This is a genomic window from Streptomyces sp. NPDC015125 (genome assembly GCF_043080045.1).
Taxonomy (GTDB): Bacteria; Actinomycetota; Actinomycetes; order Streptomycetales; family Streptomycetaceae; genus Streptomyces.
This window is the reverse complement of record NZ_JBIBVF010000001.1, coordinates 106,942-120,806: the sequence shown is the minus strand read 5'-3', so window position 1 is coordinate 120,806 and position 13,865 is coordinate 106,942. Positions and strand designations below refer to the sequence as shown.

Below are 13,865 nucleotides of genomic sequence, written 5' to 3'. Positions count from 1 at the left end.
CCCGGCTCGTTGTCACGACGTGAGCACGACACCGCCTGTCCTCGCCGCCGAACTGGCGCTCGCCTGGGCCGATATTCAACGGCACCACCCCGAGCTGCCGGACCTGGCCGCGCCCGAGTCCCTGATCGGAGAGTCCTCGTCCGCCTGTGGCGCCGAACTCTCCTTCGAACGGCTGCTCCATGAGGCAGTCCACGGCATCGCCGCCACCCGCGGCATCCGCGACACCTCCCGCGCAGGCCGCTACCACAACCGCCGCTTCCTGGCGATCGCCGAGGAGCTGGGCCTGGACCATGCCGACGAGCCGCACCCCAGCAGCGGCTTCTCCCTGGTCACGCTCAACCCCGAAGCCAGAAGGCGCTACCGCTCCACCATCGAACGACTGGCCAGAGCCCTCAAGGCGCACACCGCCGCCACCGCCACCGACACCGCCCGCAGCTTCCGGGGACCGGCCGCCCGGCACGGCTCCTCCGGAGGGGGAGTCCGCGTCAAGGCCGTCTGCGACTGCGGGCGCAACGTCCGTGTGGTGCCCTCCGTGCTGGCTCAGGCGCCGATCGTCTGCGGCGGCTGCGGCAAGCCCTTCCGCATCCCCGAGGTGGCCGCGGTCGGCTGACCCACGGGCGTGTGGCACAATGGCTAGCTGTACTCGACAGTCGCATAGGACCCCTCTCTCCTCCGGCTGACGCGTCCATCGGGCACCCCGAGTACCGCAACCCCACGTGGCATCCCGTTGTGCCCCACCACGTCAAGACCAGGAGACACCACTCCCGTGGCAGTCAAGATCAAGCTGAAGCGTCTGGGCAAGATCCGCGCGCCTCACTACCGCATCATCATCGCCGACTCCCGTACCCGCCGTGACGGCCGGGCCATCGAGGAGATCGGCCTGTACCACCCGGTGCAGAACCCCTCGCGCATCGAGGTCGACTCCGAGCGTGTCCAGTACTGGCTGGGTGTCGGCGCACAGCCGACCGAGCCCGTCATGGCCATCCTCAAGGTCACCGGCGACTGGCAGAAGTTCAAGGGCCTGCCGGCCCCGGCGCCGATGAAGGTCGCCGAGCCGAAGGCCGACAAGCGCGCCCTCTTCGAGGCCGCGGCCAAGGACTCCGGCAACGAGCCGAAGGGTGAGGCCATCACCCCGAAGGCGAAGAAGGCTGACAAGAAGGCGGACGAGGCTGCGGCCGAGTCCACCTCTGAGTCGACCGAGGCCTGAGCATGCTCGAGGAAGCCCTCGAGCACCTCGTCAAGGGCATCGTCGACAACCCCGATGACGTGCAGGTAGCCTCGCGCACCCTGCGCCGGGGGCGCGTGCTGGAGGTCCGGGTCCACCCCGACGACCTCGGCAAGGTGATCGGCCGCAACGGCCGTACCGCCCGCGCTCTGCGGACCGTCGTGGGCGCCATCGGCGGCCGGGGCATCCGCGTCGACCTCGTCGACGTGGACCAGGTCAGCTGACAAGTTGAACACCGGCTCGGGCCGGGGAGGGCCCTCGGGCCGTCCCCGGCCCGAGTTCGTTGGTGAGGGTGGATCCACCCTCACCGCCCTCCATGGAGAAACCGCGACGGTCCTCGGCCGCCTCCGCGAAAGCGGCGGCGGTTCAGCCGCAACAAAAGGGGAGAAAACAGCGTGCAGTTGGTAGTGGCACGGATCGGCCGCGCCCACGGCATCAAGGGCGAGGTCACGGTAGAGGTGCGCACCGACGAGCCCGAACTGCGGCTCGCCCCGGGCGCCGTCCTCGCCACCGAACCGTCCTCCGTGGGACCGCTGACCATCGCGACCGGCCGGGTGCACAGCGGCCGGCTGCTGCTGCGCTTCGAGGGTGTCGCGGACCGCACGGCCGCCGAGGCGCTGCGCAACACCCTGCTGATCGCGGAGGTCGACCCCGAGGAAGTCCCCGAGGACCCGGAGGAGTTCTACGACCACCAGTTGATGGACCTCGATGTCGTCACCCGTGACGGCACCGAGGTCGGCCGGATCTCCGAGATCTCCCATCTGCCCTACCAGGATCTGCTGGTCGTCCGGCGGCCCGACGGCAGTGAGGTACTGGTCCCGTTCGTCTCCGAGATCGTGCCGGAGATCGACCTGGAGGAGCAGCGCGCGGTCATCGACCCGCCGCCCGGCCTCCTCGACGACAGCCAGGCGGACATCGCCGGCAGCCGCGAGGACAGCTGATGCGGCTCGATGTCGTCACGATCTTCCCGGAGTACCTCGAACCGCTGAACGTCTCCCTCGTCGGCAAGGCCCGCGCCCGCGGACAGCTCGATGTGCGCATCCACGACCTGCGGGAATGGGCCCACGACAAGCACAACACCGTCGACGACACCCCCTACGGCGGCGGCCCCGGCATGGTCATGAAGCCCGAGCCGTGGGGCGAGGCGCTCGACGAGATCCTCGCGTCCGGTGCGGGCGAACCGGTGATCGTCGTCCCCACCCCGAGCGGCGCCCCCTTCACCCAGCAACTCGCCGTCGAGCTCTCGGCCAAGCCCTGGCTGGTGTTCACCCCGGCCCGCTACGAAGGCATCGACCGCCGTGTCATCGAGGAGTACGGCGACCGCGTCGATGTCCGCGAGGTCTCCATCGGCGACTACGTGCTGGCCGGCGGCGAGGCGCCGGTGCTGGTCATGGTCGAGGCGGTGGCCCGGCTGCTGCCCGGCGTCCTCGGCAACGCCGCCTCCCACCAGGACGACTCCTTCGCCCCCGGCGCGATGGCCGACCTCCTGGAGGGCCCCGTCTACACCAAGCCTCCCGAGTGGCGCGGCCGCGGGATCCCCGAGGTGCTGCTCAGCGGCCACCACGGCAAGATCGCCCGCTGGCGCCGTGACGAGGCCTTCCGCCGCACCGACCTCAACCGCCCCGATCTGATCGAGCGCGCCGACCCCGTCGCGTTCGACAAACACGACCGCGCGATCCTGGCCGCTCTTGGCTGGTCAGCGGGCGAGGACGGCCGATTTGGGCGGACGACACCGGCCGTGGAAGAATAGGCCGCTGCCGTGTGCGTCCGGTGCGCGCCCCTGCCACAGGGGGAACGACGCCCGCCCGACAAAGCGGCATCCGACACCTCATTTTCGATATCCCGTTGATGACCTGTGGCATCAGCGAAGAAAGCAGTAGGCCATGCACCTTCTCGACTCCGTCGACGCCGCGTCGAAGCGCAGCGACATCCCGGCCTTCCGCCCGGGTGACACCGTCAACGTCCACGTCCGCGTCATCGAGGGCAACCGCTCCCGTGTGCAGCAGTTCAAGGGCGTTGTCATCCGCCGTCAGGGCGCCGGCGTGCGCGAGACCTTCACGGTCCGCAAGGTCAGCTTCTCCGTCGGCGTCGAGCGCACCTTCCCGGTGCACACCCCGATCGTCGAGAAGATCGAGGTCGTGACCCGCGGTGACGTCCGTCGCGCCAAGCTGTACTTCCTGCGCGAGCTCCGCGGCAAGGCCGCGAAGATCAAGGAGAAGCGCGACAACTGAGCCGGGCCGTCCCGGGGCACGATTTTTTGCGCCGGGGCAACGCAAACCCACGCTCGCGTACGGGGTTCGGATCCGGCCGGATAGGCTCAGGGCCCGATGGACACCGACGCACAGCTCACGGAGCGCGACCCCTCTCCCACCCCCGCACCGGGGCCGGAGCAGGGGTCGCGCTCCGCGCGTTTGCTCACCCGTGCGGCCGGTCTGCGCCACCGGCCGGCCGCCCTGCTTGCGCTGTGTCTGGCCTTTGTCCTGCTGCTCAGCGCCTTTGTGGCGCAGCCTTTTCTGATTCCCAGTTCCTCCATGGAGAACACCCTGCAGATCGGGGACCGGGTGCTGGTCAACAAGCTGGCGTACCGTTTCGGCAGCGAGCCGGCACGGGGCGATGTGGTGGTATTCGACGGCACCGGCTCCTTCGTTCACAGGGAACAGGAGGAGAATCCCGTCACGGGGCTGCTGCGCGGAGCCGGCGCGGCGCTGGGCCTGGCCCGCCCCGCCGAGACCGACTACGTCAAGCGAGTGATCGGCATCGGCGGTGACCACGTGACCTGCTGCGACAAACGGGGGCGGATCGAAGTGAACGGTGAGCCCGTGAGCGAGGCGTATCTCCACCCCGGGGACACGCCGTCCTCGGTGGATTTCGACATCGTGGTGCCGGAGGGCACGTTGTGGGTCATGGGGGACCACCGCGCCAGATCCAGCGACTCCCGTGACCACCTGGGTGACCCCGGGGGCGGCACGGTCCCGGTGGAGAAGGTCATCGGCCGCGCGGACCTGATCACCTGGCCGGCGAGCCGCTGGCGCACCTTCGAGCACCCACGGTCCTTCGACCGGATACCCGCCGCAGCAGGCTCCCATGGGTAGCCGCGGGCGCCCCCGCCACGGTGGCCAAGGCCAGGGCACCCCTCGGCCCGGAAGGGCCGCCGACGGGCCCCGGCGGGGCCGCGGCGGTCCGGAGCAGGGCACCGGCACCCCGTACAGCGGCAGCGGCGCGTACGGCGACCCTCAGGAAACCGGCGGGAGCGACGGCTCCGGGGCGGGCGGGGCCGCGACCGGCAGACGGGCGGGGCGGACCGGGACCGGTGGCCGGGCCGAGCGGCGGCGCATGGCGCGGCGCATCAAACGCCGCAGGCAGCGCTCCTACCTCAAGGAAATCCCCATCCTCGTCGGCGTGGCGCTGGCCATCGCCCTCGTCCTGAAGACCTTCCTGGTCCAGGCCTTCGTCATCCCGTCCGGCTCCATGGAGCAGACGATCAAGATCGGCGACCGGGTGCTCGTCGACAAGCTGACACCGTGGTTCGGCTCCCAGCCGACGCGCGGCGATGTGGTGGTCTTCAAGGACCCCGGAGGCTGGCTCAAGGGCGAACAGAACAAGCCCCCCGCCGACGGTGGAGCCTTCCAGCCGGTCAAGGACGCCATGACCTTCATCGGGCTGCTGCCGTCGGCCGATGAGCAGGACCTGATCAAGCGGGTCGTGGCGGTCGGCGGCGACACCGTCAAATGCTGCGACGAACAGGGCAAGGTCACCGTCAACGGCACCCCGCTGACCGAACCGTACGTCCATCCGGGCAACCCGCCCTCCACGCTGAAGTTCACCGTCAACGTCCCCACCGGACGGATCTTCGTGATGGGCGACCACCGTTCCGACTCCGCAGATTCGCGCTTCCACCTGGACGAGCCGTACCGTGGCACGGTCTCGGAGGACGGTGTCGTGGGCCGGGCGGTGGTGATCGGTTGGCCGTTCAGCCACTGGCGGCGGCTGGAAGAGCCGGACACCTTCACGACCGTGCACGACGCGCCGGGCGCCAAGGCGTCGGCGGCAGCCGCTCCGCATAGGCTGTCCCCCGAGAGTTTGACCGTGCTCCCGACCCCTGCGGAACTCCCGCTCGTTATGGGAGTGATGGGCCTGCACCGGTTGACGGGCAGGCGAGTGCGTGGAGTGAGGAGCAGATGTGGGGGACTTGGCGGTCGGCGCGCGGTCCGGAACCGAAGAGCCCGAAGAGCCGGCCGGACGTGGTGAGACCACGCGGCCGGCGGCGAGTTCCGTGCATCAGTCACCAGCTCGGTCAGGGGCGCAGGCCCAGAGTTCACCCTCGGCGGATCCTTCGGACACGTCCGATACGTTGGACAGGTCGGCGGGCAAGGAGGTGAGCGGCGGCATGAAGAAGGCCAAGAAGCCGCGCGCCTTCTGGAAGGAGCTGCCGATTCTCATCGGTATCGCGCTGCTCCTGGCGCTGTTGATCAAGACATTCCTGGTGCAGGCCTTCTCGATCCCGTCCGACTCGATGCAGGACACCCTGCAGCGCGGGGACCGGGTCCTGGTCGACAAGCTGACGCCGTGGTTCGGCTCCAAGCCGCAGCGCGGCGAGGTCGTCGTCTTCCACGACCCGGGCGGCTGGCTGAACGAGACGCCGACCCCTGAGCCCAACCCGGTCCAGAAGGTCCTCAGCTTTATCGGCCTGATGCCCTCGGCCGAGGAGAAGGACCTGATCAAGCGGGTTATCGCGGTCGGCGGCGACACCGTCGAGTGCCATGGCACCGGCCCCGTCAAGGTCAATGGCAAGGCGCTCAACGAAGACTCGTACGTCTTCCCCGGTGCCACGCCCTGCGGTGACCGGGCATTCGGCCCGATCCACGTCCCCAAGGGCCGGATCTGGGTGATGGGTGACCATCGCGACGACTCCCTGGACTCCCGCTACCACCAGAACCTCAAGGGCAACGGCACGGTCTCGGAGACCGAGGTCGTCGGCCGGGCGTTCACCATTGCCTGGCCCGTCAACCGCTGGGCGACGCTGCCCGTGCCGGACACCTTCGACCAGCCCGGGATCAACAAGGCCATGGCGGCGACGCCGGCCGCTCTCGGCCTGGCCGGTGCGGTACCGATCGTGATCTGGCGTCGCCGGAGGCTGACCGGAACACGTAACCCCAGGTAAGGTGCCGTCCCGGATCTTCGACGCGGGCGCGGTCCGCGGGGTGGGAGCGCTGGGATGAGCAGCAGTACCGAAAGCAGGACCGACGGCCGCGGCCGGACGACGGGCAGTGTGCTGTCCGGTCTGGCCGTGGCCGTCGGCTGTGTGCTGTTCCTGGGCGGCTTCGTATGGGCGGCGCTGATCTACCGCCCCTATACGGTGCCGACCGATTCGATGACACCGACGATCGCGGTCGGGGCGCGGGTCCTGGCGGAAAAGGTGGACGGCTCCGAGATACGCCGCGGCGACATCGTCGTCTTCAAGGACTCCACCTGGGGCGACCTGCCGATGGTCAAGCGCGTCGTCGGTGTGGGCGGTGACAAGGTCTCCTGCTGCACCAAGCAGGGCCGGCTGGCCATTAACGGAACTCCCGTCGAGGAACCGTATCTGCAAGGCAGCGGGCCCGCCTCACCCATCGGCTTCAAGGCCAAGGTCCCCACCGGTCAGCTCTTCCTGCTCGGTGACCACCGCAGCGACTCCCTCGACTCCCGCGTCCACCTCACCGACGGCGACCACGGCTCCGTACCGCGCAGCGCCGTCAATGCCCGGGTCGACGCGCGCGCCTGGCCGCTCGGCAGCGTCGGCGTGATGCAGCGCCCGGCGGCCTTCTCCGCCCTCCCCGGCGGCACCTCGCAGCCCGGCCCGGTGCGGCCCATCACCCTCGCGGTGGTGGCCGGCGCGGTCCTCATCCTCGTCGGCGCGGCCTACGGGCCCCTCACCCGCCGTAAGGCGCGCAAGGATGCCTGACGGGCCAGGGCGGGGCGTGGAGGGGTCGGCGGCCCCGGGGACGGCGGCCGGTGACGGACCGGACGCGTCGGGTGTGCGCCGGGTCTCCCGCATCGTGCTGCTCGATCCCGACGACCGGATCCTGCTGCTCCACGGCTTCGAACCGGCCCGCCCCGCCGACAGCTGGTGGTTCACGCCCGGTGGCGGCCTGGAAGGCACGGAGACCCATGAAGAGGCGGCCCGCCGCGAGCTCGCCGAGGAGACCGGCATCACCGATGCCGTTCTCGGCCCCGTCCTGTGGAAGCGCCGCTGCGCCTTCCCGTTCGACGGACGGCGCTGGGAGCAGGACGAGTGGTATTACCTGGGGAGAACAGATCGGACTGTCACCGACACCGGCGGGCAGACTGACCTGGAGCGACGCAGCGTCTCGGGGCTGAGGTGGTGGACTTCGGAGGAACTGTCCGCTTCGCATGAGACGGTGTATCCAACCAGACTCGCCGAGCTGCTGCGCACGCTGCTCGACGAAGGGCCCCCCGATGCGCCGGTGCTCCTGGAGCCCGAGCGGGCCTGACGCACAATGGGGGGACGCACGGCTGAAGGGGATCTGCCATGAGCGCCGAGGACCTCGAGAAGTACGAGACCGAGATGGAGCTGAAGCTCTACCGGGAGTACCGCGACGTCGTCGGACTGTTCAAATATGTGATCGAGACCGAGCGGCGTTTCTACCTCACCAATGATTACGAGATGCAGGTGCATTCGGTTCAGGGAGAGGTGTTCTTCGAGGTGTCGATGGCCGACGCCTGGGTCTGGGACATGTACCGCCCGGCCCGCTTCGTCAAGCAGGTGCGCGTCCTCACATTCAAGGACGTGAACATCGAAGAGCTCAACAAGAGCGACCTGGACCTTCCGGGGAGCTGAGGCGGCCGGAAGCGACGGAGTGGGCGGGCCCCGGACCCGCCCTGAGCCCGCCCTCCATCACCCGGACGGGTGAGCGGGTTATCCACAACCGGCTCACTGTCCACCAAGATCCAACAGGTCGGGGCAGGAGCGTCACAGTCGGTGCCGGAGGTGGTACCGCATGAACGCCATGCAGGCCGGCCGCAGGGCCGAGGACCACGCACAGACCGTGGAGCCGGCACGGAGGGCGCACTCAGGAGCGCCGCCCACGGAAAGCAAGCCACCGGCCGTCAGGCGGCCGGCCATCGAGCCGCCCGACCCCGGGCCACCGGCCGTCAAACGGGCAGCCGCCACGCCACCGGCGCCCGGCCCGACGGCCGTCACATCGGCGAACGCCGGCCTGACGGCGGCCAAACCAGCGGACGCCCGACGGCGCGCACTCGGCCGCTATGGCGAAGACCTGGCCGCCCGGCGGCTCATCGAGGCCGGAATGCGCATCCTGGACCGCAACTGGCGCTGCCGCGACGGCGAGATCGACATCGTCGCCGCCGACGGCGATGCCCTGGTGGTCTGCGAGGTCAAAACCCGCCGCGCCGGCTGGTACGAACACCCCATGGCGGCCGTACGCCCCGAGAAGACCGCCCGGCTGCGCCTGCTGGCGGAACGCTGGCTGGAGCGGCACGGTGGCCCGCCACCCGGAGGCGTACGGATCGATGTGATCGGCGTCCTCCTGCCGGCCCGCGGCGCCCCGGTCGTCCAGCACGCCCGAGGGGTGGCCTGATGGGATTCGCCCGGACCTGCTCCGTCGCGCTGGTCGGTGTCGAGGGCGTCGTCGTCGAGGTCCAGGCCGACCTGGAACCCGGCGTCGCGGCCTTCACCCTCGTCGGACTGCCCGACAAGAGCCTCATCGAGTCCCGCGAGCGGGTGCGGGCCGCGGTCGTGAACTCCGGCACCGAATGGCCGCAGAAAAAGCTCACCGTCGGCCTCAGCCCGGCCTCCGTGCCCAAAGGCGGCAGCGGCTTCGACCTGGCCGTGGCCTGCGCGGTCCTCGGCGCCGCCGAACGCCTCGACCCCCGCGAACTCACCGACCTGATGATGATCGGCGAACTGGGCCTGGACGGCCGGGTCCGGCCCGTACGCGGCGTGCTGCCCGCCGTACTGGCCGCCGCCGACGCCGGATACCGCCAGGTCGTCGTCCCGGAGCAGACCGCGGCCGAGGCCTCGCTGGTCCCCGGCATCTCCGTCCTCGGCGTCCGCAGCCTGCGCCAGCTCATCGCCGTCCTCGCCGACGAACCGGTACCCGACGAGGAAGATCCCCGCGAAGAAGGCCGCCCCGACCCGATGCTCGCCGGGCTGATGGTGCCCGGCACCAGCGTCAGCGCGGGCCTGCCCACCGGCGGCCACACCCCCGACCTCGCGGACGTCGCCGGCCAGCACAGCGCCCGCCGCGCCCTGGAAGTGGCCGCTGCCGGACGCCACCACATCTTCTTCAAAGGCCCGCCCGGCGCCGGCAAAACCATGCTCGCCGAACGCCTCCCAGGGCTGCTGCCACGACTGTCCCCCAAGGAGTCCCTGGAGGTCACCGCCGTCCACTCGGTGGCCGGCACCCTCCCACCGGGACAGCCGCTCCTCCATCGGCCGCCCTACTGCGCCCCGCACCACTCCGCGACGATGGCATCCCTCGTGGGCGGCGGCACCGGACTGCCGCGCCCCGGAGCCGTATCCCTGGCCCATCACGGCGTGCTGTTCGTGGACGAGGCCGCCGAATGCAGCCCACGCGTCCTGGACGCGCTGCGCCAGCCACTGGAATCCGGTCATGTCGTCGTCGCCCGCGCGGCAGGCATGATGCGCATGCCCGCCCGCTTCCTCCTCGCCCTCGCCGCCAACCCCTGCCCGTGCGGACGGCACGGCACGACCGGCGGCGGCTGTGAGTGCCGGCCGTCGTCCATCCGCCGCTACCGAGCCAGGCTCTCCGGGCCCCTGATGGACCGGGTGGACCTCCGGATCGCCGTCCAACCGGTCGCCCGCTCCGAACTGGTCGCCCTCGGCCGCGGCGCCGAAACCACCGCGGCCGTGGCCGAACGCGTCCACGCCGCCCGCGAGCGCGCCGCAGCCCGTCTCGCCGGCACTCCGTGGCGGACCAACAGCGAAGTACCCGGCCATGAGCTGCGCACCCGCTGGCAGGTCCACCCGGGCGCCCTGGCCCCGGCTGAACGCGACCTCGAATGCGGTCTGCTCACGGCCCGCGGCCTCGACCGAGTCCTCCGCGTCGCCTGGACCGCCGCCGACCTGTCCGGCCGCGACCGCCCCACCAGCGAAGACGTCAACTGGGCCCTGGAACTCCGCACGGGGGTACGCCGCGGCGCCCCAACAGCAGCGGGCGGGGGCGCAAGCAAGCGCACGACCGCGACGACCGCAGCGCCGTCGCAGGGGCAGGTGTGAGCGATGACCAGGACCGACGCATGGGGCTTCGCCGCGGGTGAACCCGTCCCTGCCCCGCAAGGCCGGAGCCAGGGGCCCGTTCCGATCGCCGGGTCGTGCCCCGCTCCGACCGCCGAGCCGGGCCCCACCCCACACGCGGCGACCGCCCCGCATCCTGCACAGCCGGTGGCAGCCGGCCGGCGGTCCGCCCGCTGCGAGGGACACGAACCACAGCGCGCCGCCCGCGCCGCCCTCACCCGCATCCTCGAACCGGGTGATGAAACCGCCGGCCGCTGGTTGCGCGAGATGGGCCCGGTGGCCCTCTGGCACACCCTCACCGACGACTCGGCGGACCTGCCCACGGGCACCACCCCCGCCAAGATCGCGGGCCTGCGATTACGGGCCGCCCGGGCCCGCCCCACCGCGGACCTCGATGCCATGACCGCGCTCGGCGGCCGGTTCCTCTGCCCCGGGGACGACGAATGGCCCGGCCAGCTCGACGACCTCGGGGACGCCCGCCCCATCGGCCTGTGGGTGCGCGGGACGGCCAACCTCAGGCTGTGGGCGCTGCGCTCCGTCGCCGTCGTCGGCGCCCGGGCCTGTACCGACTACGGCGCGCACCTCGCCACCACCCTCGGCGCCGGACTCGCCGACCGCGGCTGGGCCGTTGTCTCCGGAGCCGCATACGGCGTCGATGGCGCCGCTCATCGCGGCGCGCTGGCCGCGGACGGCGCAACCATCGCCGTCATGGCCTCCGGCGTCGACCACGCCTACCCCCGGGGCCATACCGAGTTGATCGGCAGGATCGCCGAACAGGGCTTGGTGATCGCCGAGTTACCGCCCGGCGACCACCCCACCCGCAGCCGCTTCATCCAGCGCAACCGCGTCATCGCCGCACTCACCAGAGGCACCGTCGTCGTGGAGGCCGAGCTGCGCAGCGGCTCACTGGTCACCGCCCGGCGAGCACTGGCCCTCGGCCGCTTCACGATGGGCGTGCCGGGCCCGGTCACCAGCAGTCTGTCCGCCGGGGTGCATCAACTCCTGCGCGGCGAGGCCGCGGTGGTCACCGACGCCGACGAGGTCATCGAACTCGTCGGCAGCATCGGTGACCTCGCTCCCGAGCGGCAGTGCCCGACCCGCATCCGCGACCTCCTGGATCCCGTCGCGACCCGTGTACTGGAGGCGCTGCCCGCGCGCGGCAGCACGGACACCGGCCATCTGGCGGAGGAAGCCGCCACGCCCCGTGAGGTCACACAGGGCAAGCTCTTCGAGCTGTTGTCCCTCGGATTCGTGCAAAAGTGCGGTGACCGCTGGGAGTTGACGCGACGCGCCGAGACGACTGACGGATCCCGGCGAGGCGGTCCTTGACCTGGGGCGAACGGGTGAAAGGGTGAGGGGAATGACCGCAGAGTCCAGGTTTGCCGTGCTTCGGGGCGCGGGTCCGATCCGTGGGGAGAAGGCGATGTGGCGCAGGGGAGGCACGAGGTCCCGCACACCGTGTCACCGCGTCCGCCCGCACGGCCCTCCGGGGGTCGCGTCCGGCTCCCTGTCCGGGTGTCGCCACGCCGTACGAGGTAACCCTGAGGTGCGGGCAGCGGAACGTATCTGCGCACGCCCGAACCTGCCGTCCTCGCGCACCGCGACGCTTCGGTCACGCTACGCTCACAGGCAATTCAACCCTCATGCATCCATCCACCCGCGTCTCGGCAGAACGGCTCAAGGCGACGAATGCCCCAGCACACCTCCGGGTCTGATCGTGCGGCTGTACCACCCGCCGCGCGCGGCAGCGTGCGCCCCGCCCCGCCCACCTCGCTCGACGAGCTGTGGCGCTCCTACAAGGCGTCGGGCGACGGGCGGCTGCGAGAACAGCTGATCCTGCACTACTCGCCGCTGGTCAAGTACGTCGCCGGCCGCGTCAGCGTCGGTCTGCCCCCCAACGTCGAACAGGCCGACTTCGTCTCCTCCGGAGTCTTCGGATTGATCGACGCCATCGAGAAGTTCGAACCCGAACGCGCCATCAAGTTCGAGACCTACGCCATCACCCGCATCCGCGGCGCAATGATCGACGAGCTACGCGCTCTGGACTGGATTCCGCGCTCCGTACGGCAGAAAGCCCGGGCCGTCGAACGGGCCTACGCCACCCTCGAAGCGCAGCTGCGCCGCACTCCGTCCGAGGCGGAGGTCGCCGAGGAGATGGGCATTGCGCTGGAGGAACTCCACGGTGTGTTCAGCCAGCTGTCCTTGGCGAACGTGGTCGCCCTGGAAGAGCTCCTGCACGTCGGCGGGGAGGGTGGCGAACGGCTGAGCCTGATGGACACCCTCGAGGACACGGCCGCCGAGAACCCCGTCGAGATCGCCGAGGACCGCGAGCTGCGGCGGCTGCTCGCACGCGCCATCAACACCCTCCCCGAGCGGGAGAAGACCGTGGTCACGCTCTACTACTACGAAGGGCTCACGCTCGCCGAGATCGGCAACGTCCTCGGCGTCACGGAGAGCAGGGTCAGTCAGATCCACACCAAGTCCGTACTCCAGCTCAGAGCGAAGCTCGCTGACGTCGGACGCTGAGTCACCCTCTGGACGCCCGGGGCTTTCCGCGCGCCGTGTCGCCATGCGGAGTGCCACACGGGGCGTGCCATCCGTAGAGTGGTGAGGTGCCCAGGATTCGAGCGGCCTCTGTGGCCGAGCACCGGACGATGCAGCGCGGCGCCCTCTTGGACGCTGCCCGCACCCTGCTGTCCGAAGGCGGAACGGAAGCACTGACCTTCCCCGCCCTCGCCGAGCGCACGGGCCTCGCGCGCTCTTCCGTGTACGAGTACTTCCGCTCGCGCGCCGCTGTCGTGGAAGAGCTGTGCGCCGTCGACTTCCCGGTCTGGGCCGCTGAGGTGGAGGCGGCGATGGAGCGCGTCGACACGCCCGAGGAGAAGGTCGAGGCATATGTGCGACGGCAGCTCGCCCTGGTCGGCGACCGGCGCCACCGCGCCGTCGTCGCCATTTCGGCCGGTGAGCTCGACGCCGGCGCCCGGGAGAAGATCCGCGCGGCGCACGGCGGACTGATCGCCATGATCGTCGAGGCGCTCGCCGCCCTCGGTCATGCACAGCCCCGACTCGCGGCCATGCTCCTCCAAGGAGTCGTCGACGCCGCGGTGCGCCGCATCGAACTCGGAGCCGCAGAAGACCCGGACGAGATCACGGAGGCGGCGGTCGCTATGGCCCTCCGCGGTGTCCGCGGCTGAGGGGGCCCTCCCCCCCCCGCCCCTCCCCACCCCACCTCCACCGCCCCAGCACACTCGTTGGCCCCGCAGCCCGCAGCCCGCAGCCCGCAGCCCGCAGCCCGCAGCCCGCAGCCCGCAGCCCGCAGCCCGCAGCCCGCAGCCCGCAGCCCGCAGCCCGCAGCCCGCG

General features: G+C 70.9%; 17 protein-coding genes. All 17 read left to right on the top strand.

The window, feature by feature from the left end:
- Positions 1-19 precede the first annotated feature (19 nt).
- Positions 20-610, top strand: a complete 591-nt coding sequence (locus ACF088_RS00495) for a hypothetical protein (RefSeq protein ID WP_392373124.1) — start codon at positions 20-22, stop codon at positions 608-610.
- Between the two features lie 156 nt (positions 611-766).
- On the top strand, positions 767-1,207 hold the full coding sequence (gene rpsP, locus ACF088_RS00490; protein WP_392373123.1) for a 30S ribosomal protein S16: 441 nt from the start codon (positions 767-769) through the stop codon (positions 1,205-1,207).
- 2 nt (positions 1,208-1,209) lie between these two features.
- A complete protein-coding gene (locus ACF088_RS00485; RefSeq protein WP_030080383.1) occupies positions 1,210-1,449 on the top strand; it encodes an RNA-binding protein in 240 nt (79 codons plus the stop codon).
- 171 nt (positions 1,450-1,620) lie between these two features.
- On the top strand, positions 1,621-2,166 hold the full coding sequence (gene rimM / locus ACF088_RS00480; RefSeq protein ID WP_392373122.1) for a ribosome maturation factor RimM: 546 nt from the start codon (positions 1,621-1,623) through the stop codon (positions 2,164-2,166).
- Positions 2,166-2,975, top strand: coding sequence for a tRNA (guanosine(37)-N1)-methyltransferase TrmD (gene trmD, locus ACF088_RS00475; protein ID WP_392373121.1), 810 nt, complete (start codon positions 2,166-2,168; stop codon positions 2,973-2,975). The genes rimM and trmD overlap by 1 nt, the downstream gene beginning before the upstream one ends.
- A 133-nt stretch (positions 2,976-3,108) precedes the next feature.
- Positions 3,109-3,456: a 50S ribosomal protein L19 gene (gene rplS / locus ACF088_RS00470; protein ID WP_018087148.1), complete on the top strand. Its 348-nt coding sequence runs from the start codon at positions 3,109-3,111 to the stop codon at positions 3,454-3,456.
- 96 nt (positions 3,457-3,552) lie between these two features.
- Positions 3,553-4,317, top strand: a complete 765-nt coding sequence (lepB, locus tag ACF088_RS00465) for a signal peptidase I (RefSeq protein ID WP_392373120.1) — start codon at positions 3,553-3,555, stop codon at positions 4,315-4,317.
- Positions 4,310-5,473, top strand: a complete 1,164-nt coding sequence (gene lepB, locus ACF088_RS00460; protein ID WP_392373119.1) for a signal peptidase I — start codon at positions 4,310-4,312, stop codon at positions 5,471-5,473. The genes lepB (ACF088_RS00465) and lepB (ACF088_RS00460) overlap by 8 nt, the downstream gene beginning before the upstream one ends.
- Complete coding sequence (gene lepB / locus ACF088_RS00455) at positions 5,406-6,386, top strand: signal peptidase I (protein WP_392373118.1); 981 nt, start codon at positions 5,406-5,408, stop codon at positions 6,384-6,386. Before lepB (ACF088_RS00460) ends, lepB (ACF088_RS00455) begins: the two co-directional genes overlap by 68 nt.
- 54 nt (positions 6,387-6,440) lie before the next feature.
- Positions 6,441-7,169 (top strand): signal peptidase I, encoded by a 729-nt coding sequence (gene lepB, locus ACF088_RS00450; RefSeq protein ID WP_392373117.1) that lies wholly within the window; start codon positions 6,441-6,443, stop codon positions 7,167-7,169.
- Positions 7,162-7,719, top strand: coding sequence for an NUDIX hydrolase (locus ACF088_RS00445; RefSeq protein ID WP_392373116.1), 558 nt, complete (start codon positions 7,162-7,164; stop codon positions 7,717-7,719). Before lepB (ACF088_RS00450) ends, ACF088_RS00445 begins: the two co-directional genes overlap by 8 nt.
- Positions 7,720-7,757: 38 nt before the next feature.
- Positions 7,758-8,066 (top strand): DUF2469 domain-containing protein, encoded by a 309-nt coding sequence (locus ACF088_RS00440; protein ID WP_003980220.1) that lies wholly within the window; start codon positions 7,758-7,760, stop codon positions 8,064-8,066.
- A gap of 379 nt (positions 8,067-8,445) precedes the next feature.
- Positions 8,446-8,826 carry a YraN family protein gene (locus ACF088_RS00435; protein WP_392373950.1) on the top strand — a complete coding sequence of 127 codons (381 nt, stop codon included), beginning with the start codon at positions 8,446-8,448 and terminating at the stop codon, positions 8,824-8,826.
- Complete coding sequence (locus ACF088_RS00430) at positions 8,826-10,487, top strand: YifB family Mg chelatase-like AAA ATPase (RefSeq protein ID WP_392373115.1); 1,662 nt, start codon at positions 8,826-8,828, stop codon at positions 10,485-10,487. The genes ACF088_RS00435 and ACF088_RS00430 overlap by 1 nt, the downstream gene beginning before the upstream one ends.
- A gap of 3 nt (positions 10,488-10,490) precedes the next feature.
- On the top strand, positions 10,491-11,834 hold the full coding sequence (gene dprA, locus ACF088_RS00425) for a DNA-processing protein DprA (RefSeq protein ID WP_392373114.1): 1,344 nt from the start codon (positions 10,491-10,493) through the stop codon (positions 11,832-11,834).
- A gap of 360 nt (positions 11,835-12,194) precedes the next feature.
- Positions 12,195-13,031, top strand: a complete 837-nt coding sequence (whiG, locus tag ACF088_RS00420) for an RNA polymerase sigma factor WhiG (RefSeq protein ID WP_088800290.1) — start codon at positions 12,195-12,197, stop codon at positions 13,029-13,031.
- A 128-nt stretch (positions 13,032-13,159) separates the two neighbouring features.
- Positions 13,160-13,699 carry a TetR/AcrR family transcriptional regulator gene (locus tag ACF088_RS00415; RefSeq protein ID WP_392373949.1) on the top strand — a complete coding sequence of 180 codons (540 nt, stop codon included), beginning with the start codon at positions 13,160-13,162 and terminating at the stop codon, positions 13,697-13,699.
- The last annotated feature ends 166 nt before the right edge of the window (positions 13,700-13,865 follow it).

Coding starts and splice junctions, on each gene's coding strand:
- ACF088_RS00485 (WP_030080383.1), top strand. CDS start 1,210: ATGCTCGAGGAAGCCCTCGAGCACCTCGTCAAGGGCATCGTCGACAAC.
- trmD (WP_392373121.1), top strand. CDS start 2,166: ATGCGGCTCGATGTCGTCACGATCTTCCCGGAGTACCTCGAACCGCTG.
- rplS (WP_018087148.1), top strand. CDS start 3,109: ATGCACCTTCTCGACTCCGTCGACGCCGCGTCGAAGCGCAGCGACATC.
- lepB (WP_392373120.1), top strand. CDS start 3,553: ATGGACACCGACGCACAGCTCACGGAGCGCGACCCCTCTCCCACCCCC.
- lepB (WP_392373119.1), top strand. CDS start 4,310: ATGGGTAGCCGCGGGCGCCCCCGCCACGGTGGCCAAGGCCAGGGCACC.
- lepB (WP_392373117.1), top strand. CDS start 6,441: ATGAGCAGCAGTACCGAAAGCAGGACCGACGGCCGCGGCCGGACGACG.
- ACF088_RS00445 (WP_392373116.1), top strand. CDS start 7,162: ATGCCTGACGGGCCAGGGCGGGGCGTGGAGGGGTCGGCGGCCCCGGGG.
- ACF088_RS00440 (WP_003980220.1), top strand. CDS start 7,758: ATGAGCGCCGAGGACCTCGAGAAGTACGAGACCGAGATGGAGCTGAAG.
- ACF088_RS00430 (WP_392373115.1), top strand. CDS start 8,826: ATGGGATTCGCCCGGACCTGCTCCGTCGCGCTGGTCGGTGTCGAGGGC.
- dprA (WP_392373114.1), top strand. CDS start 10,491: ATGACCAGGACCGACGCATGGGGCTTCGCCGCGGGTGAACCCGTCCCT.
- whiG (WP_088800290.1), top strand. CDS start 12,195: ATGCCCCAGCACACCTCCGGGTCTGATCGTGCGGCTGTACCACCCGCC.
- ACF088_RS00415 (WP_392373949.1), top strand. CDS start 13,160: ATGCAGCGCGGCGCCCTCTTGGACGCTGCCCGCACCCTGCTGTCCGAA.